The sequence below is a fragment of the Nonomuraea salmonea genome (genome assembly GCF_042428605.1).
GTDB lineage: Bacteria > Actinomycetota > Actinomycetes > Streptosporangiales > Streptosporangiaceae > Nonomuraea > Nonomuraea salmonea.
In genome coordinates this window covers 181,429-203,039 of the sequence record NZ_JBHMCF010000003.1, presented here as the reverse complement: position 1 = coordinate 203,039, position 21,611 = coordinate 181,429, and the positions used below count along the sequence as shown (strand labels likewise).

At 70.7% G+C, this 21,611-nt stretch carries 24 protein-coding genes; 18 read left to right on the top strand and 6 right to left on the bottom strand.

All coding sequences use genetic code 11. The annotated features are described in order from the left end of the window. Positions 1-19 precede the first annotated feature (19 nt). The 4 genes from ACFFR3_RS02175 to ACFFR3_RS02160 all read left to right on the top strand — a co-directional run bounded on the left by ACFFR3_RS02175 (position 20) and on the right by ACFFR3_RS02160 (position 5,034). Positions 20-1,405, top strand: a complete 1,386-nt coding sequence (locus ACFFR3_RS02175; RefSeq protein ID WP_345397700.1) for an MFS transporter — start codon at positions 20-22, stop codon at positions 1,403-1,405. A gap of 83 nt (positions 1,406-1,488) precedes the next feature. Continuing rightward, positions 1,489-2,601 (top strand): hypothetical protein, encoded by a 1,113-nt coding sequence (locus ACFFR3_RS02170; RefSeq protein WP_379482507.1) that lies wholly within the window; start codon positions 1,489-1,491, stop codon positions 2,599-2,601. 124 nt (positions 2,602-2,725) lie between these two features. Further along, positions 2,726-4,477, top strand: a complete 1,752-nt coding sequence (locus tag ACFFR3_RS02165) for a DEAD/DEAH box helicase (protein ID WP_345397709.1) — start codon at positions 2,726-2,728, stop codon at positions 4,475-4,477. Positions 4,478-4,656: 179 nt separating this feature from the next. Next, complete coding sequence (locus ACFFR3_RS02160; RefSeq protein ID WP_364378732.1) at positions 4,657-5,034, top strand: STAS domain-containing protein; 378 nt, start codon at positions 4,657-4,659, stop codon at positions 5,032-5,034. Positions 5,035-5,040: 6 nt separating this feature from the next. Here the strand turns inward: ACFFR3_RS02160 and ACFFR3_RS02155 are convergent, their stop codons facing one another. The 3 genes from ACFFR3_RS02155 to ACFFR3_RS02145 all read right to left on the bottom strand — a co-directional run bounded on the left by ACFFR3_RS02155 (position 5,041) and on the right by ACFFR3_RS02145 (position 7,558). Further along, positions 5,041-5,565, bottom strand: coding sequence for a hypothetical protein (locus ACFFR3_RS02155; RefSeq protein ID WP_345397715.1), 525 nt, complete (start codon positions 5,563-5,565; stop codon positions 5,041-5,043). Between the two features lie 124 nt (positions 5,566-5,689). Next, the gene (locus ACFFR3_RS02150; RefSeq protein ID WP_345397718.1) at positions 5,690-6,259 is read right to left on the bottom strand and encodes a nicotinamidase; all 570 of its coding nucleotides are present in this window, start codon (positions 6,257-6,259) and stop codon (positions 5,690-5,692) included. Positions 6,260-6,274: 15 nt separating this feature from the next. Then, complete coding sequence (locus tag ACFFR3_RS02145) at positions 6,275-7,558, bottom strand: nicotinate phosphoribosyltransferase (protein ID WP_364378728.1); 1,284 nt, start codon at positions 7,556-7,558, stop codon at positions 6,275-6,277. A 46-nt stretch (positions 7,559-7,604) separates the two neighbouring features. Here ACFFR3_RS02145 and clpS point away from each other — a divergent pair, with 46 nt between their 5' ends. The 5 genes from clpS (at position 7,605) to ACFFR3_RS02120 (ending at position 10,303) form a co-directional block, all read left to right on the top strand. Next, the gene (gene clpS / locus ACFFR3_RS02140; RefSeq protein ID WP_345397727.1) at positions 7,605-7,898 is read left to right on the top strand and encodes an ATP-dependent Clp protease adapter ClpS; all 294 of its coding nucleotides are present in this window, start codon (positions 7,605-7,607) and stop codon (positions 7,896-7,898) included. 40 nt (positions 7,899-7,938) lie between these two features. Then, the gene (locus tag ACFFR3_RS02135; RefSeq protein ID WP_345397730.1) at positions 7,939-8,463 is read left to right on the top strand and encodes a DUF2017 domain-containing protein; all 525 of its coding nucleotides are present in this window, start codon (positions 7,939-7,941) and stop codon (positions 8,461-8,463) included. Between the two features lie 9 nt (positions 8,464-8,472). Next, the gene (locus ACFFR3_RS02130; protein ID WP_345397733.1) at positions 8,473-8,874 is read left to right on the top strand and encodes a M67 family metallopeptidase; all 402 of its coding nucleotides are present in this window, start codon (positions 8,473-8,475) and stop codon (positions 8,872-8,874) included. A gap of 207 nt (positions 8,875-9,081) precedes the next feature. Further along, the gene (locus ACFFR3_RS02125; protein ID WP_345397736.1) at positions 9,082-9,354 is read left to right on the top strand and encodes a MoaD/ThiS family protein; all 273 of its coding nucleotides are present in this window, start codon (positions 9,082-9,084) and stop codon (positions 9,352-9,354) included. Between the two features lies 1 nt (position 9,355). After that, on the top strand, positions 9,356-10,303 hold the full coding sequence (locus tag ACFFR3_RS02120) for a PLP-dependent cysteine synthase family protein (RefSeq protein WP_379482506.1): 948 nt from the start codon (positions 9,356-9,358) through the stop codon (positions 10,301-10,303). Between the two features lie 69 nt (positions 10,304-10,372). Here ACFFR3_RS02120 and ACFFR3_RS02115 read toward each other — a convergent pair whose 3' ends face one another. Continuing rightward, on the bottom strand, positions 10,373-12,262 hold the full coding sequence (locus tag ACFFR3_RS02115) for a DUF3352 domain-containing protein (RefSeq protein WP_379482505.1): 1,890 nt from the start codon (positions 12,260-12,262) through the stop codon (positions 10,373-10,375). An 85-nt stretch (positions 12,263-12,347) separates the two neighbouring features. After that, positions 12,348-12,674: a hypothetical protein gene (locus ACFFR3_RS02110; RefSeq protein ID WP_364378715.1), complete on the bottom strand. Its 327-nt coding sequence runs from the start codon at positions 12,672-12,674 to the stop codon at positions 12,348-12,350. A 101-nt stretch (positions 12,675-12,775) separates the two neighbouring features. Here ACFFR3_RS02110 and ACFFR3_RS02105 point away from each other — a divergent pair, with 101 nt between their 5' ends. The 3 genes from ACFFR3_RS02105 (at position 12,776) to ACFFR3_RS02095 (ending at position 15,243) form a co-directional block, all read left to right on the top strand. Further along, positions 12,776-13,567 (top strand): thioesterase family protein, encoded by a 792-nt coding sequence (locus tag ACFFR3_RS02105; protein WP_364378712.1) that lies wholly within the window; start codon positions 12,776-12,778, stop codon positions 13,565-13,567. A gap of 102 nt (positions 13,568-13,669) precedes the next feature. Then, a complete protein-coding gene (gene murI / locus ACFFR3_RS02100; protein WP_364378709.1) occupies positions 13,670-14,494 on the top strand; it encodes a glutamate racemase in 825 nt (274 codons plus the stop codon). Further along, complete coding sequence (locus ACFFR3_RS02095; protein WP_345397751.1) at positions 14,491-15,243, top strand: MBL fold metallo-hydrolase; 753 nt, start codon at positions 14,491-14,493, stop codon at positions 15,241-15,243. The genes murI and ACFFR3_RS02095 overlap by 4 nt, the downstream gene beginning before the upstream one ends. Positions 15,244-15,265: 22 nt before the next feature. Here ACFFR3_RS02095 and ACFFR3_RS02090 read toward each other — a convergent pair whose 3' ends face one another. Continuing rightward, positions 15,266-16,504, bottom strand: coding sequence for an MFS transporter (locus ACFFR3_RS02090; protein WP_364378706.1), 1,239 nt, complete (start codon positions 16,502-16,504; stop codon positions 15,266-15,268). A 92-nt stretch (positions 16,505-16,596) separates the two neighbouring features. Here ACFFR3_RS02090 and rph point away from each other — a divergent pair, with 92 nt between their 5' ends. The 6 genes from rph to ACFFR3_RS02060 all read left to right on the top strand — a co-directional run bounded on the left by rph (position 16,597) and on the right by ACFFR3_RS02060 (position 21,586). Next, positions 16,597-17,316 carry a ribonuclease PH gene (gene rph / locus ACFFR3_RS02085; RefSeq protein ID WP_355421280.1) on the top strand — a complete coding sequence of 240 codons (720 nt, stop codon included), beginning with the start codon at positions 16,597-16,599 and terminating at the stop codon, positions 17,314-17,316. Beyond that, the gene (gene rdgB, locus ACFFR3_RS02080) at positions 17,313-17,903 is read left to right on the top strand and encodes an RdgB/HAM1 family non-canonical purine NTP pyrophosphatase (protein ID WP_364378703.1); all 591 of its coding nucleotides are present in this window, start codon (positions 17,313-17,315) and stop codon (positions 17,901-17,903) included. Before rph ends, rdgB begins: the two co-directional genes overlap by 4 nt. A 168-nt stretch (positions 17,904-18,071) precedes the next feature. Then, positions 18,072-18,656, top strand: a complete 585-nt coding sequence (locus tag ACFFR3_RS02075; RefSeq protein ID WP_345397759.1) for a GNAT family N-acetyltransferase — start codon at positions 18,072-18,074, stop codon at positions 18,654-18,656. 58 nt (positions 18,657-18,714) lie between these two features. Then, positions 18,715-20,364: a molybdopterin-dependent oxidoreductase gene (locus tag ACFFR3_RS02070; protein ID WP_379482504.1), complete on the top strand. Its 1,650-nt coding sequence runs from the start codon at positions 18,715-18,717 to the stop codon at positions 20,362-20,364. Positions 20,365-20,459: 95 nt separating this feature from the next. Beyond that, complete coding sequence (locus ACFFR3_RS02065) at positions 20,460-21,320, top strand: toxin glutamine deamidase domain-containing protein (RefSeq protein WP_364378697.1); 861 nt, start codon at positions 20,460-20,462, stop codon at positions 21,318-21,320. After that, complete coding sequence (locus ACFFR3_RS02060; protein WP_379482503.1) at positions 21,317-21,586, top strand: SUKH-4 family immunity protein; 270 nt, start codon at positions 21,317-21,319, stop codon at positions 21,584-21,586. Before ACFFR3_RS02065 ends, ACFFR3_RS02060 begins: the two co-directional genes overlap by 4 nt. The last annotated feature ends 25 nt before the right edge of the window (positions 21,587-21,611 follow it).

The following is a 21,611-nucleotide window of genomic DNA, read 5'->3' as shown; positions in this document are numbered from 1 at the left end:
GGCGAACTACGATGTCCGGGTGACAGCACCAAAAGCACTCGACACTCCCACAAAACCGCCCGGCATCTTCGACACCGCGTACCGGGCGGCCACGTTAGGGATCCTCCTGGTGGTCACGCTGATCGCCTTCGAGGGCATGTCGGTCGGTGTGGTGATGCCGTCCATCGCCAAGGAGCTGAACGCCCTCGACCTCTACGGCATCAGCTTCTCCGCCTTCCTCATCGCCAGCCTGTTCATGAACGTCGTCTCCGGGCTCTGGTCCGACAAGCGCGGCTACCCGGCGCCGTTCCTGGCCGGGGTGGTGCTGTTCGCGGCCGGCATGGGGCTGGCCGGCGCCGCGTCGTCCGCGGAGATGTTCCTGCTGGCGCGGGTCGTGCAGGGGCTCGGCGGCGGCTCCGCGATCGTCGCCCTGTACGTGATGATCGCCCGCGTCTACCCCATGGACGTGCGGCCCAAGGCGTTCGCCGCGCTGTCGGCCGCCTGGGTCGTGCCCGCCATGGTGGGGCCGTCCGTGGCCGGGTTCGTCGGCGACACGTGGGGCTGGCGTTACGTCTTCTACGGCATCGTCCCGCTGGTCATCCCCGCGCTGGTGATGCTCGTGCCGGCGCTGCGGATGGGCTCGGCGCACCAGGCCCAGCCCGCCACCGGGCCGCGCTCCAAGCCGGTGGCGATGACGCTGGCCGCCACCTCGACCGCCGGCGGCGCCGGGCTGCTGCTGTACGGCGTGGACGGGCTGCACCGCGACGTGCTGCCCGCCGTGGTGGCGAGCGTGGCCGGGCTGGCGCTGCTCGTCGTCGGGCTCTACCGCCTGCTGCCGCCTGGCTCGCTGCTGCTGCGGCGCGGGCTGCCGACGACCGTCCTCATGCGCGGGTTCTTCTCGGCCTCGTTCTTCGGGGTCAACTCCTTCATCCCGCTGGCCCTGCAGGAGGTGAAGGGGTTCGAGACCACCGCGGCCGGCGTCGCGCTCACCACGGGCGCGCTGGGCTGGTCGGCCGGGGCGTACCTGCAGAGCAGGCAGTCCGCCGACCCGCACAGGCGGATCAGGCTGGGCGCCGGTTTCGTCACCGCGGGCATCCTGGTCAGCCTGCTGTCCGTGCTGCCGGGCGTCACGGGGTGGATCGCCGTGCCGGCGTGGATCCTCGCAGGGCTCGGCATGGGCTACGGCATCACCACCACCAACGTCACCGCGCTCAAGCAGTCGCCGGTGAACGAGCAGGGCGCGAACTCGGCCTCGCTGTCGGTCTCCGACCAGCTCGGCTCGGCGCTGTCCGTCGGGATCGGCGGCGCGCTGGTGAACGTGATCGGTCACGCGCCGCAGCAGATCGCCACCGGGTTCCTCGTCATCGCGGGCCTCATGGCGGCCATCGCGCTCAGCGGGACGCTGCTCGCCGGTCGTACGCGCTGAAATTCCGTCCCTCCCGTCACACCGGTCACACTTCGCCTGTCACCGGTCGCCAGGAGTGATAGGACAGCGGGCGAGGAGGTGACATGGACGATGATCACCGGGTCTGGCCCCCGCAACCGGGGCCCAGGCACCGCCGCCCGCCGTCCCCTCCCCCCGACCCGGCCCCGCCCGACGACGTCCCGCCGCCGCGCCCCAAGAGGACGCGGCCGCCGTACCAGGACCAGCAGCGCCAGCTCGAACGCCGGCGCGCCGAACAGCACCAGGACCAGCCGCGCCAGGTCGAAGGCCGGCGCGCCGAGCAACACTGGGCGGAGGCCCGCCCCGCCGCGCCCCCGTCCGCGCCCCCGTCCGAGCCGCCGGCCGCCTGGAGGCGCCGCGACGAGCCGCCCGACGACGCGGAGTGGGGCCGCTCCGACGGCTCGGGGTGGGCGCGCACCGAAGACCGGCGGCAGCGGCGGCATCCGCTGGACCTGGAGCCGGACGAGTCGTTCTGGAACGAAGACGACCTCCACGACGCGGACGAGCCGTCGTGGAGCCCGCGCATCCGCGGCGCCGCCCGCGACGACTCCGACGACCTGCCGCCGTCGGCGCACCTCTACGGCGCTCCCACCGCCCCCAGACAGCGCGCGGGAGGCGCCCAGAGCGGCACGGGGACGCCGCGGAAGGTGCCGTGGAAGGTGGCCGTGCTGACGGCCCTGGCGGCCGCAGCGGCGCTCGTGGCGGCGGCCACGGTCACCGCCCTGCGCTTCGTCGCCGAGGAGCCCGAGCCGGGCCGCCTGAGCGACCCGCGGGCCGGCGTGACGGCGACCCTCCCCGAGGGCTGGCAGACGGACCCGGTGCCGCCGGTCACGGGCTTCACCTCGGTCGCCCGCGACGACGCCGGCGGGCTGGTGATGGCCCGCCCGATGGAAGGGCCGATCGAGGACGCCAAGAAGGCCACGGCCCAGGCCGCCGAGCTCTACTCCAAGCTGCTGCTCAAGGGCGACCGCGTGACGGTCGTGGACGACCGCCGCACCCAGGACGGCCACACCCGGGCGCTGCGCGCCGAATACCGCGACGTGGTCAACCGGCCGGCGTACCTGCGCGTGACGCTCGTCACTCGCCAGGGCAGGCCGGTGCTGCTGCTCGGGCTGCTCCAGCCTGAGGAGGAAAGCCGCAGGCAGGCGCTCGACACGGTGCTGACGAGCCTCCGATAAGCCGCATAGCACGTGAGGAGAACGTTGGCCAGAATCCTCGGCTCACGGCACGTCTTGTCGGTGGGCCCGATTACCCTTGGGTCACTGTGAGAGAGCGAAGCACACCAACCTCAGAGGTGATGCGGTGAGCACCTTCGCCGCGTCCCACCTTTCGCCTTCCTATCCAGACCGCGCCGCATGGGGCACCGCTCCCAAGCTCAGGGCCTGGCAGCAGGAGGCGTTCGACCTCTACTTCAGGCGCGAGCCGCGTGACTTCCTCACCGTGGCGACGCCGGGCGCCGGCAAGACCACCTACGCCCTGCGCATCGCCAGCGAGCTGCTCGCCAACGGGGTGATCAAGGCGATCACCATCGTGACGCCCACCGAGCACCTCAAGCGCCAGTGGGCCGACGCCGCGGGCAAGGTGGGCATCGCCATCGATCCCGAGTTCAAGAACAGCCAGGGCACCACCTCGCGCGACTACACCGGGGTGGCGGTGACCTACGCGCAGGTCGCCATGCATCCCGCGCTCCACAGGGCGCGCACCGAGGCCCGCAGGACGCTCATCATCTTCGACGAGATCCACCACGCCGGCGACGCCAAGTCGTGGGGCGACGGCGTGCGCGAGGCGTTCGAGCCCGCCACCCGGCGGCTGCAGCTCACCGGCACGCCGTTCAGGTCCGACGACAACCCCATCCCGTTCGTCGCCTACGAGGAGGACGGCGAGGGCGTCAAGCGCAGCGTCTCCGACTACTCCTACGGCTACGGCCCCGCGCTCGCCGACGGCGTCGTCCGTCCCGTGATCTTCCTCGCCTACTCCGGCGAGATGAAGTGGCGCACCCGCGCCGGCGACGAGATCGCCGCGACGCTCGGCACGCCGCTCACCAAAGACCAGCTCTCCCAGGCGTGGCGGGCCGCGCTCGACCCCAAGGGCGACTGGATCCGCCAGGTCATGCAGGCCGCCGACCGCCGGCTCACCGAGGTGCGCAGGGGCGTGCCCGACGCGGGCGGCCTGGTCATCGCCACCGACCACGAGACCGCCCGCGCCTACGCCCGCCACCTCCGCAACATCACCGGCGAGGGCGCCACGGTCGTGCTGTCCGACGACCCCGGCGCGTCGAAGAAGATCAAGCAGTTCGCGGCCTCCGAGGACCGCTGGCTGGTCGCCGTCCGCATGGTGTCCGAGGGCGTCGACATCCCGCGCCTGTGCGTGGGCGTCTATGCCACCTCCACCTCGACCCCGCTCTTCTTCGCCCAAGCCGTGGGCCGCTTCGTGCGCGCCCGCAAGCGCGGCGAGACCGCGTCCGTCTTCCTCCCCTCGGTGCCGACCCTCATGGGCCTGGCCAACGAGATGGAGGCCGAGCGCGACCACGTGCTCAACAAGCGGCCACCCGAGGACGGCCTCGACGACACCCTGCTCGACCAGGCCAACCGGCAGAAGGACAACCCCGACGTCCTCGGCGACGAGCTGCCGTTCGAGACCATGGAGACGTCGGCGACGTTCGACCGGGTGCTGTTCGACGGCGGCGAGTTCGGCACGGGCGCCGAGATCGGCTCCGCCGAGGAGGAGGACTTCCTCGGCCTGCCCGGCCTGCTCGAGCCCGACCAGGTGGCCACGCTGCTGCGCAAGCGGCAGTCCGATCAGCAGGCCGCCAGGCGCAAGCAGCAGAGCGCTGAGCCCCGGCAGGAGCTCGCGCCCCACGAGCAGATCGCCGAGCTGCGGCGCGAGCTCAACGGCCTCGTCGGCGCCTGGAACCACCGCACCGGCCAGCCCCACGGGGTGATCCACAACGAGCTGCGGCGGGCGTGCGGCGGGCCGCCGATCGCGCAGGCGACGGTGGAGCAGATCCAGGAGCGCATCGCCATGATCCGCCGCTGGGCCACCCAGCGCCGCTGACCGTCTCGGCCGGCGGGCGCGCCCGCCGGCCGAGGCGCAGGTCAGCAAGGGTGGAGATGGCCGTCACGGTACGTGACTATGCGCATTTGGTCACAGAGCACTGGCCTTCTGTTAGAAGCTCGACGGAACCGGCAACAACCACTCTTGGCTGTCTTGGGATACGCAGAAGGACTTTGCCCATGTCGTCTGAGGCCACCGGAAAGCCGACGCTCACCGTCACTTCAGGCCTCTCTCGAAACGCCATCATCGTCAGGCTCGAAGGCGAGCTCGACGTCAACGCGTTGCCGATCTTCCAGGAGCACGTGCAGCAGATCTGGGAGCTGCTGCCCCAGCCCTTTCTGATCCTCGACCTCAGCGAGGTCTCGTTCTGCGACTCCATGGGCATGAACGAGCTGGTCCACCTCATGCAGCGCTGCGAGGGGGGCGGCACCAGGCTGGTGCTGGGCGGGGTGCAGGGGGTCATGGCGCGGGTGCTGTCGATCACGGGGCTGCGGCACGCGTTCGAGGTGTACGCCAGGATCGACGACGCGCTGCGGCTGACCGTCACCCACGCCTGACACGGCTCAGGCGGCGCGTGAGGGGATCGGGCGGCCGGTGCGGCCGTCGACCGGCACCACGCCCTTCTCCGGGTGCAGCGGCACCGTCAGCGAGGCGGTGCCGTTCTTCACGTGGACGGGCCGGGCGTAGGAGTGGCGCGAGGGTGCCCGGCCGGCGTGGCCGGCGGCGTACAGCCAGATGAGCAGCTTGTCGCCGCGGGGGAGCACGACGACCTCGGCGGTGCGGCACTCGCCGGGGACCGCGGGCCACGTCAGCACCAGGTGCCGGCTCACGTCGGCGGTGCGGGGGACGGGCGCGTGCCCACGGCACGGCGGCGCGGCCGGGGTGGCGGCGACGGCCACGGCCGGCGGGGAGGGCTCGGCGGCGGGCGCGGGCGGCGGGCGCAGGGCGCTCATGGCGATGGTGCCCGCCTCCAGCAGGACGAGCGTCACGACGCCGGCGGCGCGGTCGATCGTGGTGCCCCTGACCAGCAACCACAGGGCGAGGGGCCCGAGGGCGAGCCAGGCCACGCCGAGGGACAGAGGCAGCATGGAGAACCTCCCACCGCTTGGAAGAGTGATCACTCTCCGTGGTACTCCGGCTTCGGAGCGGCGTCCGTTCTCCTCGATATCACATGACCGTAGCGTTGCAAACTGTGTACGGTTCGTGATCGGCTCAGCCGACGGCGGGGGCGCCCTGGAGGGTGATGCCCGCCTGCTCCATCTCCGCCAGCGCCGCCTGCGTCGTCGCGGGCGCCACGCCGGCCGTCAGGTCGAGCAGGACCCGCACCGCGAAGCCGTGCTTGACCGCGTCGAGGGCGGTGGCGCGGACGCAGTGGTCGGTCGCGATGCCCGCCACGTCGACCTCCGTGACCCCGCGCTCGCGCAGCCACTGATCCAGCGGCACCTCGTCGCCGGAGGCGCCCTCGAAGCCGCTGTAGGCCGCCTCGTAGGCCCCCTTGCTGAAGACCTCCTCCACCTTCGAGACGTCGAAGTCGGGGTGGAACTCGGCCCCGGGCGAGCCGGCCACGCAGTGGGCGGGCCAGCTGGCCGCGTAGTCGGGGGTCTCGGCGAAGTGGTCGCCGGGGGAGACGTGGTAGTCGCGGGTGGCCACGACGTGGTCGTAGGGGTGGCCGGCCACGTGGCGGCTGATCGCCGCGGCAACCTCCGACCCACCCGTGACGGCCAGGCTGCCGCCCTCGCAGAAGTCGTTCTGCACGTCAACGATGATCAGTGCGGTGCCCATAGGTAGCACCTTACGTCAGGCGAACTCGGTCGGAATCGCCGCGTACCCCCTGCCGAGCTGCAGCGCCTCCTGGGGGAGGGTGGCGACGGCGGCGGCGTGGCGGTCGCGGGCGGCCGACAGCGGCTCGCGGCCGACGACCTCGCCGTCGCGGACGAGCTCGTGCAGCAGCGGGACTCCGCCCTGGGGGACGAGCCCGCCGGTGGTGATCAGCTCGGTCTCGGCGTGGCCGGCCGCGTCGACCATCCGGTACGCGTCCTTGCGCCCCCCACGCGACGGCTTGCCCACCGACCGCTTGGCCACGGCCTCCAGCTTGCCCGTGGCCGTCTCACGGGCCACCAGCTTGTAGACCAGGGCCGCCGTCGGCACCCCTGAGCCGGTCACCAGGGACGTGCCGACGCCGTAGCCGTCGACGGGGGCGGCGGCGAGCGCGGCGATGGCGTACTCGTCGAGGTCGGAGGTGACGAGGATGCGGGTGTCGAAGGCGCCGAGGGAGTCGAGCTGCTCGCGCACCTCCTGGGCGGCGGCGGCCAGGTCGCCCGAGTCGATGCGGACCGCGCCCAGCTTCGGTCCTGCCAGCTCGACGGCGGTGCGCACGGCCTCGGCCACGTCGTACGTGTCCACCAGCAGCGTCGTCTCCGGCCCCAGCGAGGCGATCTGGGCCTGGAACGCGTCGCGCTCGCTGTCGTGCAGCAGCGTGAACGCGTGGGCCGCCGTGCCGGCCGTGGGCACGCCGTACAGGTGGCCGGCCATCAGGTTGGAGGTGGAGGCGAACCCGGCGATGTAGGAGGCTCTGGCGGCGGCCACGGCGGCGTGCTCGTGCGTACGCCGCGAGCCCATCTCGATGATCGGCCGCTTGCCCGCCGCGTTGGTCATGCGGGAGGCGGCGGAGGCGATGGCGCAGTCGTGGTTGAGTATCGACAGCGTGAGCGTCTCCAGCAGCACGGCCTCGGCGAACGTGCCCTCCACGACCATGATCGGGGAGGCGGGGAAGTAGAGATCGCCTTCGAGATAGCCGTAGATGTTGCCGGAAAACCGGTAATCGGCGAGAAACGCCAGGGTCGCCTCGTCCACGACGTGGTGGTCGCGCAGAAAGGTGAGTTCATTGTCACCGAAACGGAAGTGTTCCAGCTCGTCCAGGACGCGCCCGGTACCTGCGACGACACCGTAACGCCGCCCACCGGGGAGATGCCGGGCGAACACCTCGAAAACCGCCCGCCGGTGCGCCGCGCCGCTGCGCAGGGCGGCCTGCAACATTGTCAGCTCATAGTGATCTGTGAGCAACGCAGTGCTCATGGTCATTCTCACGACTCGAAGACTACGGCCCAGATAGGGCAGACTCGGGGATGTGGGTAGCACCGCTCCAATCGCCGTTGAGCGTCCGTCATCGGACGTCCGGCCCGATCTGCCATGGGTGACCATCGTCTGGAACGACCCCGTCAACCTCATGTCCTACGTGACCTATGTCTTCCAAACGGTCTTCGGCTACACCCGCGAGAAGGCCGAGAAACTGATGCTCGACGTGCATCACAAGGGCAAGGCCGTCGTGTCCAGCGGCACGCGCGAGGAGATGGAAAGGGATGTGCAGATTCTCCACTCCTACGGCTTGTGGGCGACGCTCCAGCCGGACTCGGTCAAGTGAGATCCACGGGCCGCGGCACTCCTACCGGGAAGAGGCACAGGTGAGTTCGGGGTTCTCGCGGGGCAAGGACGGCGGCGTCGTCGCCGAGTTCGAGGCGGCGGAGATCTCGCTGCTGCGCTCGCTGGTCTCCATGATGCTGGGCATCGTCTCGCCGGGTCAGACCAGCGACGACCCGCTCGAGCGGGCGCTCGGCATCGGTGACAGCGCGGCGCCGTCCGATCCGGTGCTGGCCAGGCTGTTCCCCTCGGCGTACGAGGACGACAAGGACTCCGCCGAGTTCCGCCGCTACACCGAGGCGACGCTGCGCGACGGCAAGCGGGCCGACGCGCAGACCGTGCACGCCACCGCGAGGGCGGGCCGGGCGGAGTTGTCGGCCGAGGAGGCCCAGGCGTGGCTGCGCTCGCTCAACGACCTGCGCCTGACGCTCGGCACCAAGCTCGACGTGACCGAGGAGGTCCACGACGAGATCGCGGTCATGTCCGAGGACGACCCCCGCTACCCGGCCTACGTCACCTACGACTGGCTGACCTACCTCCAGGACAGCCTGGTCCGGGCCCTCTGGTAGCTTCCGGGCATGCTGTCGATCTCGCAGGAACTGGCGGACAAGATCGTCGCCCACGCCCGCGCCGATCACCCCGACGAGGCGTGCGGCGTCATCGCGGGCCGTAACGGCGTGCCCGAGCGTTTCATCCCGATGGAGAACGCCGAGCGCTCGCCCACCTTCTACCGCTTCGACTCGATGGAACAGTTCAGGGTGTGGAAGGAGATGGACGAACGCGACGAAGAGCCCGTCGTCATCTACCACTCCCACACGGCCACCGAGGCGTACCCGTCGCGCACCGACGTCTCCTACGCCTCAGAGCCCGACGCCCACTACGTGCTGGTCTCCACGCGGGACGAGAACGAGGTGGAGTTCCGCTCCTACCGGATCCTCGACGGGCAGATCACCGAGGAAGAGGTAAGGTTTCTCCCATGATGGTCAGGCCTGTGCAGAGCTTCCTGTTCGCACACACTCCTGCCGTCGTCGTCTACGACTGTCCGGCGGGCGAACCGCCGGTTTCCCGCCCGTAGGACCTTCGTCCGCGCGTGGCGCTGTCGGCGTACGAGCCCATGGAATCCGCACCCCTCCATCGGCGTTGCTGCCGATGGGACGACGACTGACACCTTGAGGAGACTGACCGCGATGGCCATCGAGGTACGCATTCCGACGATCCTGCGCAACTACACCGACGGCGCGAAGGCCGTGAACGCCGAGGGCGCCACGCTCGAAGAGCTGATCAGCAATCTCGAGTCCCGCCACCCCGGCATCAAGGACCGCCTGGTCGACGACGGCAGCCTGCGCCGGTTCGTCAACGTCTACCTGAACGACGAGGACGTCCGCTTCCTCGGCGGCCTCGGCACCCCGTTGTCCGACGGCGACACGGTGACCGTCCTGCCTGCCGTCGCCGGCGGATGACATGCGTTTCGACTCGCTGATCGACTCGGTCGGGCGCACGCCGCTGGTCGGGCTGCCCCGGTTGTCACCCTCCGACGAGGTGCGCGTCTGGGCCAAGCTCGAAGACCGCAACCCGACCGGGTCGATCAAGGACAGACCGGCGCTCTGGATGATCCAGGAGGCCGAGAAGGACGGGCTGCTCACCCCCGGCTGCACGATCCTTGAGCCCACCAGCGGCAACACCGGCATCTCGCTCGCCATGTCGGCCAAGCTCAAGGGCTACAAGCTGATCTGCGTGATGCCGGAGAACACCTCAGAGGAGCGCCGCCAGCTGCTGCGCATGTGGGGCGCGGAGATCATCTCCTCGCCCGCCGCCGGCGGCTCCAACGAGGCCGTGCGGGTGGCGAAGGAGCTGGCGGCGGAGAACCCGTCGTGGGTGATGCTCTACCAATACGGCAACCCGGCCAACTGGCGCTCCCACTACGAGACCACCGGCCCCGAGATCCTCGCCGACCTGCCCGCGATCACCCACTTCGTGGCCGGGCTCGGCACCACGGGCACGCTCATGGGCGTCGGGCGCTACCTGCGCGAGCGCGTGCCCGACGTGCAGATCGTCGCCGCCGAGCCGCGCTACGGCGAGCTGGTCTACGGGCTGCGCAACGTCGATGAGGGGTTCATCCCCGAGCTCTACGACGAGTCCGTGCTGACCACCCGCTTCTCGGTCGGCTCGGCCGACGCGCTGCGGCGCACCCGCGAGCTGCTGGCCGCCGAGGGCATCTTCGCCGGCGTCTCCACCGGCGCCGCGCTGCACGCGGCGCTGGGGGTGGCGAAGAAGGCGGTCAAGGCGGGGCAGCGGGCCGACATCGTGTTCGTGGTGGCCGACGGCGGGTGGAAATACCTGTCGACGGGCGCGTACGAGGGCACGCTCGACGAGGCGGAGGAACGCCTCGAAGGACAGCTCTGGGCCTGACTCCCACGAAAACGCCAGGCGGCCGGTCCCCTCAGGGGCCGGCCGCCTTTCGCGTTCTCTCCGGGTGGGTCAGTTGAACAGCAGACGCAGCGAGAACGTCGCCTCCGTGTCGGTCTGGCTGCCACTCAGGCCGACCGCCCGCAACACCTCGGCGTTGGCCTTGTCGTCGCCCTGCATCGACGCGAGGTACAGCTTCTCGACCTTGTCGAGGTCGACGAAGATGGCGTAGTTGGCATCGCCGGCGTTCGGGATGGCCGTCTGGAACGTCTCCGACTCGCCCAGCGTGCCCTCCTCGGCCAGCTTCTTCGCATAGTCCTGAGAGGTGGCCAGGGTGAAGACGCCGTCGCCCGCGACCTTGGCGACCTGCGGCGCGGGCTGGCCGTTCTGCGACATCGCGTTCAGCACCTTGTCCACGATCGCCTGCGCCTTGGCCGCGTCGGTGGCGACCCGGACGCCGCCCTTGATCTGGTTGGTGTCCAGGCCTTCGCTGTCGACGGCGACGGTGAAGTTCTTGCCGACGACGGTGGCGAGGTCACCGGGCAGGCTCAGGCCGAACTGGGTCTTGACCTGCTGCAGCATCTGCGCGACCTGGGCGCCGCCGGTCGCGCTCGCCTGCTTCTCGATCTCGGCCCACTGCTTGGTGAGCACCTGGTCGAGGCCGGAGATAGAGACGGCGCCGGCCGTGGTGGCGGGCAGCGTGCCGATGTTCGCCTTCGGCAGGTCGCCCTCCGGGGCCATGCCCTTGGCGCCGCGCACGACGCCGGCCAGCTCCACGTAGGCGCTGTCGAAGCGCAGCGCGCCGGCGAACCTGGCGTCCTTGACCTGGTCGAGCACCGCGGCCTGGTTGGCCGGGACCTCCTTCTTGGCGAGCTCGATCAGCCCGCCCATGGAGGCCCAGAACGACAGCACGCCCTGCTCTCCGAGGGCGCCCATGTCCTCGCTGAACCCGGCGTTGTCCGACAGGCTGCCCTCGGCCTGGGCGTACTTGGTGGCGAGGTCCTGGGTCGGAGTCACCAGCGCGTAGTCGTCGCGGAAGGCGATGCCGTACTTGTCGTTCTCCATGATCTTGGCGATGCCGGCCTTGGCGGCCTCCTCGTCCGTGATCTGGATGGCCACCGCGAAGTCGGGCTGCGTCTTGCCCGACGGCATGGCGGCGAAGCCGACGCGGCTGCCCAGCCAGGGGTCCACGTCCTTGGCGAAGTCGATCTTGCTGTCGCCGTCCTCGTTCAGCAGGTCGAACAGCGCCTTGCGCGGGTCGTCCCCGGTGAAGGAGTCCTTGGTGGCGGTGAACTTGCCCGCCAGCTGGAACAACGCGACCTTCTGGTTCGCGGCCGGGTCGAGGTCGAGGCGGGCGTAGGCGATCGCGTCGGCCGGCAGGACGTCGCTCGGCTGGGTGCCGCCGCCGCCGAGTGCGCCCACGGCCCACACCGCGCCGCCGCCGAGCAGGACGACGGCCAGCGCCGCCGCCGCCGCGATGATCCAGCTCTTGCGGCCCTTCTTGGCGGGCTCCGCCGGGCCGAAGCCCTCAGGACCCTGCTGCTGCCAGCCCTGCTGTTGCCAGCCGCCCTGCTGCGGACCCTGCTGCGGGCCCTGCTGCTCGTACTGCCAGCCCTGTTGCTGCTGTTGCTGCTGTTGCTGTTGGTCCCAGCCGCCCTGCTGGGGGTACTGCTGCTGGGGCTGCTGCTGCCAGCCGCCCTGGGCCTGCTGGCCGCCGTACGGCTGCTGCTGAGGGGGCTGCTGGCCGTACTGGGGGTTGTAGGGGGGCTGCTGGCCGTAGGACGCCTGCTGGCCGTATGCCCCCTGCCCCTGAGCCGGCTGCTGGCCATAAGGCTGCTGGGGAGGGTAGGGCTGCCCCGGATACTGCGCCGTCGGCGCGCCCTCCGGCTGCTGCCCCTGGTTCCAGTTGTACGCCGTGGTCCGGTCAGGATCCTGGCCATAGGGGGGATTGTTAGCAGACATCACTCAACTCACAATGTGGACTTTTGACCACAGAGAAGGTAGCTGATGTTGCTAGACGGGCGCTTGCAATGTACTGAAGTTGAGATTAGACCCGATTCAGCTCTTTTCTCAGGACATCGATGTACACCTCCCCGCCTCCGTAATCGACGACGTTCTCCCACGGGACGAACGTGCACCCCGCGTAGACGACCCGGGCGAGCAGCTGTGACAACCAGGCCGATCGGCCCTGGCGATCACGGGTGAGCCCGAGCAGGAACGGCGCCCGCAGGCCGGAGACGACGAGGCCGTAGACGGTGTGGCTCTGCTGGAGCTCGCCCTTGTGCCTGACCACGCGGATGTCCACCACGAAACCGACCCACACCCCGTTGGAGTCCCAAACGGACTGACCGATGAGTTCGGTGACACTTGCCATGATCAAACGTTGTCAGCCGAATCACGTTTTCGCAGGTAGGCGCGCTGATGGGCGAATGCCCTAGCATGTCTAGAACATAGTTCGGACATGAGGCGGGACTGATGACGAAGTTCGACGAGGCGACGCAGGCGATCAGGGTCGACGAGCACACCTATGACGTCTGTCTCGATCCCGGATACGCGATCGGCGGGCCGCTCAACGGCGGTTATCTGATGGCCGTGATCCTGCGGGCGGCGGTGGACGCCTCGCCGTTCGAGCATCCGGTGAGCACGACGGCGCAGTTCCACAAGGCGCCCGTGGCCGGTCCCGCGCAGGTCGTCGTGGAGCCGCTGAAGGCGGGCAGGACCGTGGCGTTCGCGCGCGCGAGGCTGGTGCAGGACGGCGTGACGCAGATCGAGAGCCTGATCACGACGGCCACGTTGCAGGACGTCGAGCCGATTTATGCTGACGAACCGGCTTTTGAGATGCCGCCCGTCGAGGAGTGCGCCAAGCTGCCCGACCCCAAGCCCGAGTCGGGCATGACCCTCAACGCCCAGATGGAGCTGCGCTTCGACCCGCCCACCATCGGCTGGCTGCACGGCCGGCCCAGCGGCAGGCCCGAGTCGCGGGCGTACTTCAGGATGGCCGAGCCCCAGGACCCCGACCCGTACGTGCTGGCGCTGGCCGTGGACGTGCTGCCGCCGGTCATCTTCTCCTCCGGCTCGCGCGGCTGGGCGCCCACCGTCGACCTCACCTGGCACCTGCGCGCCCTGCCCGCCCCCGGCTGGCTCACCCTGCTCGGCAGCGGCCGGCTGGTCGCCGACGGCTGGTTCGACGAGGAGGTCGAGGTACGCGACTCCACCGGCCGCCTGGTCGCCCAGTCGCGCCAGCTCGCCCGCGTCGGAAGAGGCTGAAGGTCGGCCTGTGACCAAGGCAACACCGCATCAAGCTCATGTGTCGCAGGTGTGAGCATTCTTACGCAGTGCTGATCGTGCAGGTCGCCTACCCTCAAGAGCGTGCCGGACGCGAGCATTGGGATCTTCGACAGCGGGGTGGGCGGGCTGACGGTCGCGCGAGCGATCATCGACCAGCTGCCCCACGAGTCCATCACCTACGTGGCCGACACGGCCCGCCAGCCGTACGGGCCGAAACGCATCGCGGAGCTGCGGGCGTACGCGCTGGAGGTCATGGACCACCTGGTCGAGCAGAACGTGAAGATGCTCGTGATCGCCTGCAACAGCGCCAGCGCGGCCGTGCTGCGCGACGCTCGTGAGCGGTACGACGTCCCGGTCGTCGAAGTGATCATGCCGGCCACGCGGCGGGCGGTGCGCGCCACCCGCAACGGCAAGGTCGGCGTGATCGCCACCAGGGCCACCATCGAGTCCATGGCCTACCACGACGCCTTCACCGCCGCCCCCGACGTGCAGCTCACCGGCGTGGCCGCCCCACGCCTGGTCGAGTACGTCGAGCGCGGCGAGACGATGAGCGACGAGCTGATCGAGGTCGTACGCGGCTACCTGGAGCCCGTCAGGGCCGCCGGCTGCGACACGCTCATCCTCGGCTGCACCCACTACCCGCTGCTCGCCGGCGCGATCTCCTACGTCGCCGGCGAGGGGGTCACGCTCATCTCCAGCGCCGACGAGACGGCCAAGGACGTCTATCGGATCCTGCACGACCGCGGACTGGCGGCAGGAGGCGAGGCCACCCCCCGGCACCGTTTCCGCGCCACCGGCGACTCCTTGCTCTTCGCCCGGCTCGGCCGGCGTTTCCTGGGGCCGGAGATCGACGCGGTCGAAGTCGCACCAGTGGGGGGTACTACCTTTAACGGGAGGCCCACATGAAGGTGACCATCGTCGGGTGCTCGGGCAGCTACCCCGGGCCCGACAGTCCCGCGTCCTGCTACCTCCTCGAGGCCGACGGGTTCAGGATGGTGCTCGACCTCGGGAGCGGCTCGCTGGGCGCGCTGCAACGCCACATCGGCCTGTACGACGTGGACGCGATCTGCCTGTCCCACCTGCACGCCGACCATTGCCTCGACATCTGCGGCTACCACGTGGCCAGGACGTACGGGCCGGCCGCGCCCTACCCGCTCGTCCCCGTCTACGCCCCGGCCGACGCGCCGAGGCGGCTGGCGGGCGCGTACGGCATGCCGGAGGAGCCCGCGCTGGAGACGGCCTTCGAGTTCGTCCCGCTGCGTCCTGGCTCGTTCGAGATCGGCCCGTTCACGCTGACCGCCGGCCTGGTCAACCACCCGGTCGAGGCGTACGGCTTCCGCGTCGCCAACGGCGGCAGGAGTGTCGCCTACTCCGGCGACACCGGCGAGTCGCAGGAACTGGTCAAGCTGGCGACGGGCACCGACCTGCTGTTGTGCGAGGCGTCTTTCGTCGAGGGGCCCGACCTGCCGCCCGGCCTCCACCTGACCGGCCGGCAGGCGGCCGAGCACGCCGCGAAGGCGGGCGTCGGCCGGCTCGTGCTGACCCACCTCGTGCCGTGGAACGATTCGGCGACCGTGCTGGAGGAGGCGTCGGCGGGCGGCTTCGCGGGGCCGGTCGAGCTGGCGCGCAGCGGCGCCGTCTACGAGCTGGGCTGAGCCCGGCCTGTTCGCGAGCCCGTCACTGGTGAGGCCGTGCGTCGGCGAAGTCACGCATCCGCGGCAGCGGCGAGAACAGCAGCGGCACGAACGCCACCGCCCTGCCCACCATCAGCAGCCACAGCGCCTGCCGCACCCCGATCTGCTGCGCCACGATGCCGCCGAGCAGCGCGCCCAGCGGCATCACGCCCCACGTCACGAACCGCACGGACGCGTTCACCCGGCCGAGCAGGTGATCGGGGGTGACGGTCTGGCGATAGGTGCTCTGGCCGACGTTCGACATGGCCGCGGCCCACGAGATCCCCATCGAGGCGAGCGCGAAGCAGACCACCCGCCAGTCGGGCTCGGTCAGCGGCAGCAGCAGCCCGAACGGGGCCCCGACGGCGGTGGCGACCAGGGTCGTCCTGGCGCTGCCGAACCTGCGCGACAGCCAGCCGCCGGTCAGGCCGCCCAGCACCCCGCCGATGCCGCCGGACATGAGTAAGGCCCCGACAGCGCCCGGGGCCAGCTTGACCGTCTCCGCCAGGAACAGCACCGACAGGCCGAGCACGCCGCTCACGCACAGATTGCCGAGCGCGGACGAGGCGCCGAAGGCCCGCATCAGGCGGTCCTGCCACACGTACGCCAGTCCTTCCTTGATGCCCCGCAGCATCGGGCCGCGCTCGGTGTCGGCCGGTGGCTTGTCCGGCACCTTCACCGTGGACAGGAAGAACACTGACGCGAGCGCCCCGAGAGCGGTGGTCAGGACCGTCCGGGGCGCGCCGAGTAACTGCACCAGCGCCCCGCCCACGCCGGGGCCGGCGAGGAACGCGCTCGCCCGTACGGTCTCCAGCTTCGCGTTGCCGTCGCTCAGCTGCGTGGTGCTGACCAGGTTGGGCAGGTACGTCGAGTCGGCCACGTCGTTGAACACCTGCGAGACGCCCGCCAGCAGCGCCACCACGAACAGCAGCTCGATGCTGAGCAGGTCGAGACCGGCCGCCACCGGGATGCTGCCGAGCAGCACGAACCGCGCGAGGTCCGACGCCATCATGACGCGGCGTTTGCGCAGCCTGTCGACCCACACCCCCGCAGGCAGGCCGAGCAGGAGGAACGCCACCGTCTGCAGCGACGACAACAGACCGACCTGAGCCGGACCGGCGTGCAACGTCATGACCGCGACGAGCGGCAGCGCCACACGCGAGATGTTCGCTCCGAGTTCGTTCGCGGCGTGCGAGCTGAGGAACCGGAGGAAGTCAGGGTTACGCAACACCCCCGTTGTCATTGCGTAAGGATCCATGTGGCGGACACATTTGGTCAAGCGTGCGGTGGCGCGGAGATAGGGTGATCTGTATGTCCCGACAGGATGGCCGCAGTATGTCTCGACAGGATGGCCGCAACCCTGACCAGCTCCGTCCCATCACCATCACCCGGCAGTGGCTGGCCCACGCCGAAGGATCGGTGCTGGTCGAATTCGGCGGCACCAAGGTCCTTTGTGCGGCGTCCGTGCAGGACAGCGTGCCTCGCTGGCGCAGGGGCAGCGGCCAGGGCTGGGTTACGGCCGAATACGCGATGCTGCCGCGGGCGACCAATACTCGTAACGATCGCGAATCGGTCCGCGGGAAAATCGGCGGGCGCACTCATGAGATTTCCCGGCTGATCGGTCGGTCGCTGCGGGCCTGCGTCGATTACAAGGCGCTGGGGGAGAACTCCATCCTGCTCGACTGCGACGTCCTGCAGGCCGACGGCGGCACCAGGACGGCCGCCATCACCGGCGCCTACGTCGCGCTCGCCGACGCCGTCGCGTGGATGCGCCAGCGCCGCATGTGCCCGGGTGAGCCGCTCATCGGCTCCGTCGCGGCCGTGTCCGTCGGCGTGGTCGGCACCGTCCCGATGCTCGACCTCTGCTACGGCGAAGACGTCGCCGCCGAGACCGACATGAACGTCGTGATGACCGGCGACGGCCGCTTCGTCGAGGTGCAGGGCACCGCCGAGGGCACGCCGTTCGACCGGGGCGTGCTCGACCAGCTCCTCGACCTCGCCGTCACCGGCTGCGCCGAGCTGACCCTGCTGCAGCAGGAGGCGCTGGCGTCATGAAGATCGTCCTGGCCACCCGCAACGCGGGCAAGATCGCGGAGCTGCGCCGCATCCTCGACGGGTTCGACATCGTCGGGCTCGAAGAGTTCCCCTCGATCGGCGAGGTCGCCGAGACCGGGGTCACGTTCGAGGAGAACGCCCTGCTCAAGGCGCACGCCGTGGCCCAGGGCTCCGGCCTGCCCGCCGTCGCCGACGACTCGGGGCTCTGCGTCGACGTGCTCAACGGCATGCCAGGCGTCTTCTCGGCCCGCTGGGCCGGCCGCCACGGCGACGACCAGGCCAACCTTGAGCTGCTGCTCGCCCAGGTCTCCGACGTGCCTGAAGACAAGCTCACCGCCCACTTCGCCTGCGCCGCCGCCCTGGCCCTGCCCTCGGGCGAGCACCGCGTCGCGAGCGGCACCCTGCCCGGCCGCCTGATCAGGACACCCCGGGGCACCAACGGCTTCGGCTACGACCCGATCCTGGTCCCCGAGGGCGAAGAGCGCACCACAGCGGAAATGGCGCCTGAGGAGAAGGACGCGATCAGTCATCGCGGCCGCGCCTTCCGCGCCCTCGCCCCCATGGTCGAAACCCTCCTCACCACCTGACCCCCACCCCTCCTGCTCTCGGCGGTAGTGGGGTGGCTTTCAACCCCATCCGGCCTTCGTGCTCTCGGCGGTCGGTTTCTGCAGGGCGATCGCCGCGTCGTTGTCGGAGACGCCGTCCGCGATAATCCGTTTGTCTGTCACCACGGCCCGCTGTCAGTATGAGGGCCCATGCCTCACCCTCTTGACACGCTGGACTGGCCGATTCTCACCGAGCGGCTGCTGTTGCGCCGGGCTGCCCCCGGCGACCTCGACGCAACGTGGGCCTTCCGGCAGCTGCCGGAGACTCACGAATGGATCGCGGCCGCCACAGAGACCTACGACGACTACCGTGAGCGTTTCCTGCGCGAGGATCGCCTCGCAGACCTGCTCATCGTGGAACTGGACGGCCGGGTGATCGGCGACCTGACACTGAGGGTCCAGGACGGTTGGGCCCAGGAAGAGGTCGCTGACCAGGCGAGAAGCGTCCAAGGGGAGCTCGGGTGGACGCTCGATCCCGCCTACGGCGGCAAGGGCTACGCCACCGAAGCGGTACGCGCCCTCATTGACATCTCCTTCAAGCGTCTTGGCCTGCGCCGCCTGCACGCGGACTGCTTCTATGACAACGAGCCCTCGTGGCGGCTGATGGAGCGGGTCGGCATGCGCCGCGAACAGCACACGGTGAAAGACTCACTCCACCGCACCAGGGGATGGGTCGACGGTCTCTCGTACGCGCTCCTGGCCGAGGAATGGCCCACGCTCGGAGGGCACCCGTAACCATCGCGTAAGAAACCTGCCGCGTGCGGGGGCGTAGCGTCGGGTTGTGATGAGGAATGTGAGCGTTCCCGCTTGGGCGGGCGGGCTTGTGGGGCTGGTGTCGGGCGGTGTGGCGCTCGGGGTCGCGCAGCTCGTGGCCGGGGTCGTCGGGCCCGCGGCGTTTCCCGTGGTGGCCGTCGGAGACGCCGCCGTAGACGCGGCGCCCGCGCCGCTCAAGGATTTCGCCATCGCCGCGTTCGGCGAGAACGACAAGGCCGTGCTGGTCGGTGGCGTGCTGGTGGTGCTGGCCGTGGTGGCGGCGCTCATCGGGGTGCTGGCCAGGCGTCGGCTCAGCCTGGGGTTCGCCGGGTTCGCGGTGTTCGGGGTGGTCGGGCTGCTGGCCGTGCTCACCAGGCCCGACACGGGCGTGCTCGACCTGCTGCCCACCGTCGTGGGCACGCTCGCCGGCGCGTGGGCCCTCAGATCGCTGCTGCGCCGCGCCACCACGTTCACCCCAGCCCTGGCCCCCGCCTACGACCGGGCTCCCCAGCCCGCGATGGTGCCGGGCGCATCCGTGGACGATGAGGACGCGCGGCTCGAAGAGGGGCCGGAGGACGAGCCCGAGCGTCCTGCGGTGATGCGGGCCGGTGGCTGGGTGCCCGAGTTCGACCGGCGGCGGCTGCTGACCGGCGTCGCCGGCGGCGTGGTCGTGGCGGGCGCCGCGACCTGGCTGGGCCGGGAGTTCGGCGGCCGGCAGGCGGTGGACGCCGCCAGGACCAGCGTGGCCCTGCCCAAGCCCGCCACCCCGGCCAAACCGCTCCCCGCGGGCGTCGACTTCAAGCTCCCCGGCCTGTCGTCGTTCGTCACGCCGAACAAGGACTTCTACCGGGTGGACACCGCGATCGTCGTCCCCCAGGTGGACCCCGACGACTGGACGCTGCGCATCCACGGCCTGGTCGACCGTCCCGTCGAGCTCACCTACGCCGATCTGCTTGGGCGCCCGCTCACCGAGGCCGACGTGACCCTGACCTGCGTCTCCAACGACGTGGGCGGCCCGTACGTCGGCAACGCCCGCTGGCTGGGCGTGCGCATGGCCGACGTGCTGCGCGAGGCGGGCCTGCGTTCCGACGCCGACATGCTGCTGTCCACCTCCGCCGACGGCTTCACCTGCGGCACCCCGGTGGACGTCATCATGGACGGCCGCGACGCGCTGTTCGCGATCGCGATGAACGGCGAGGCGCTCCCGGTGGACCACGGCTTCCCGGTACGTCAGGTGGTGCCCGGCCTGTACGGGTACGTCTCGGCCACCAAGTGGGTCGTGGACATCAAGGTGACCAGGTTCGACGAGGACGAGGCCTACTGGACGCCGCGCGGCTGGGCCGCCAAGGGCCCGATCAAGACCCAGTCGCGCATCGACATCCCCGGCTACGGCGACCGGCTCAAGGCGGGCCGCACCACGATCGCCGGGGTGGCCTGGGCGCAGCACACCGGCGTGGACGCCGTCGAGGTGCGGGTGGACAGCGGCCAGTGGCGGGTGGCGAAGCTGGCCGAGGTGCCGGGCCCGGACACCTGGCGGCAGTGGTCGATCGACTGGGACGCGACTCCGGGCGAGCACGCGATCCAGGTGCGCGCGACCGACGCGGCCGGGCGTACGCAGACCGACCAGCTCGCCCCGCCGGCTCCCGACGGCGCCACCGGCTGGCACACGGTCACCGTGCAAGTGAGCTGAGGTATGCCCCGTTTGCCCAGGTAGAGCGCCTAGCTCGGACGGAGAATCTCTCCGACTTCGCCCCCTTGTCACCGCGTCGCCTCTACGATCGTTCGTTGAAGCATGACAGGAGGCAGGCCGTGTTCCGCGAGCACAAGCCGAGTGTCCGATGGGTTCTTCCCGATGGCCGATACAACCCCGTCGTGGCCGACGGGATGCGGTGGCTCGACTACGAGCACGCCGCCGAGACCGATGCCGACTCGCCTGCAGCCGCCTCAGCCGGGTCCTCAGCCGGGTCCACCGCCGGGCCCTCTGACGGGTCCTTCGCCGCCGAGCCCCTGACCGGCGGTGAGGACGGTGACTGGTTCGACGGCCCGAACCGGCCGCCCAGGCTGGCCGACAGCCGCCCGTACGGCGTGCCGGGCGGGCTCGCGCAGCCCGACCCGCAGGTGGAGCGGGACCTCGCCGACGCCGTACGCGGCGGCGCCCGCTTCCCCGACCCGCGCGGCACCTGGGTGCGCCTGGTCAACGGGGGCGGGCCCGCCGACGACCCGTTCCGGGCCTCCAACGCCGCCGACTGCGCGCTGGCCGTGCTGTCCACCTGGCACGGCGAGCCTGCGGCGGCCGCGCCCCGGCTGCCCGAGTACGACCGGATCGGCCGCCCCGTGCTGACCGGCGAGCAGGGGAGCGTGGCCAGGATCGAGAGCTGGGTGGGCCACCGCCTGCAGTACGCCGGGCAGGGGCGGCACGCCTACCCGATGATCGCCCACCGGCTCGTCGAGGCCGGCCACGGGGCGAGCGCGGTGATCGTGGTGCGCTGGCCGGGCGGCGGGAGTCACGCCTGGAACGCGGTCAACTTCGACGGCGAGGTCATCTGGATCGACGCGCAGCGGGGTCACATGTCGGTCGAGCCGCCGTACCGGACGGTGACCGGGGTGTTCTGCGTGATCCTCGACCGGTGGGGGCGGCCGCGATGAACCTGGAGCAGGCCAGGGCGCTGGCCGAGGAGTACTACAACGGGGTGCGCCCGCCCGAGGAGGCGGTCCCCGTGGGCGTGTACGGCTTCGAGGGCGGGTACGTCGGCTGGGTCCGCGACCTGGAGCCCGACGACCCGGCCAGTCTGCCGGATACGGCCGGCGGCGCCTGCATCGTGATCGACCGGGCGACCGGCGAGGTGGTGGCGCGCCCGCTGCTGGACGTGGAGACCGTCGCGGAGCTGTGGCCCGGTCGCACCCCCCGCTGACCCCCGAACGACCGAAGGGCGCCGA

Excerpts from the sequence above, each read along its gene's own strand:
- ACFFR3_RS02170 (WP_379482507.1), top strand. The coding sequence starts at position 1,489 with ATGGACGATGATCACCGGGTCTGGCCCCCGCAACCGGGGCCCAGGCAC.
- ACFFR3_RS02160 (WP_364378732.1), top strand. The coding sequence starts at position 4,657 with ATGTCGTCTGAGGCCACCGGAAAGCCGACGCTCACCGTCACTTCAGGC.
- ACFFR3_RS02155 (WP_345397715.1), bottom strand. The coding sequence starts at position 5,565 with ATGCTGCCTCTGTCCCTCGGCGTGGCCTGGCTCGCCCTCGGGCCCCTC.
- ACFFR3_RS02150 (WP_345397718.1), bottom strand. The coding sequence starts at position 6,259 with ATGGGCACCGCACTGATCATCGTTGACGTGCAGAACGACTTCTGCGAG.
- ACFFR3_RS02145 (WP_364378728.1), bottom strand. The coding sequence starts at position 7,558 with ATGACCATGAGCACTGCGTTGCTCACAGATCACTATGAGCTGACAATG.
- ACFFR3_RS02130 (WP_345397733.1), top strand. The coding sequence starts at position 8,473 with ATGCTGTCGATCTCGCAGGAACTGGCGGACAAGATCGTCGCCCACGCC.
- ACFFR3_RS02125 (WP_345397736.1), top strand. The coding sequence starts at position 9,082 with ATGGCCATCGAGGTACGCATTCCGACGATCCTGCGCAACTACACCGAC.
- ACFFR3_RS02120 (WP_379482506.1), top strand. The coding sequence starts at position 9,356 with ATGCGTTTCGACTCGCTGATCGACTCGGTCGGGCGCACGCCGCTGGTC.
- ACFFR3_RS02115 (WP_379482505.1), bottom strand. The coding sequence starts at position 12,262 with ATGTCTGCTAACAATCCCCCCTATGGCCAGGATCCTGACCGGACCACG.
- ACFFR3_RS02110 (WP_364378715.1), bottom strand. The coding sequence starts at position 12,674 with ATGGCAAGTGTCACCGAACTCATCGGTCAGTCCGTTTGGGACTCCAAC.
- ACFFR3_RS02105 (WP_364378712.1), top strand. The coding sequence starts at position 12,776 with ATGACGAAGTTCGACGAGGCGACGCAGGCGATCAGGGTCGACGAGCAC.
- ACFFR3_RS02095 (WP_345397751.1), top strand. The coding sequence starts at position 14,491 with ATGAAGGTGACCATCGTCGGGTGCTCGGGCAGCTACCCCGGGCCCGAC.
- ACFFR3_RS02090 (WP_364378706.1), bottom strand. The coding sequence starts at position 16,504 with ATGACAACGGGGGTGTTGCGTAACCCTGACTTCCTCCGGTTCCTCAGC.
- rph (WP_355421280.1), top strand. The coding sequence starts at position 16,597 with ATGTCTCGACAGGATGGCCGCAACCCTGACCAGCTCCGTCCCATCACC.
- rdgB (WP_364378703.1), top strand. The coding sequence starts at position 17,313 with ATGAAGATCGTCCTGGCCACCCGCAACGCGGGCAAGATCGCGGAGCTG.
- ACFFR3_RS02075 (WP_345397759.1), top strand. The coding sequence starts at position 18,072 with ATGCCTCACCCTCTTGACACGCTGGACTGGCCGATTCTCACCGAGCGG.
- ACFFR3_RS02060 (WP_379482503.1), top strand. The coding sequence starts at position 21,317 with ATGAACCTGGAGCAGGCCAGGGCGCTGGCCGAGGAGTACTACAACGGG.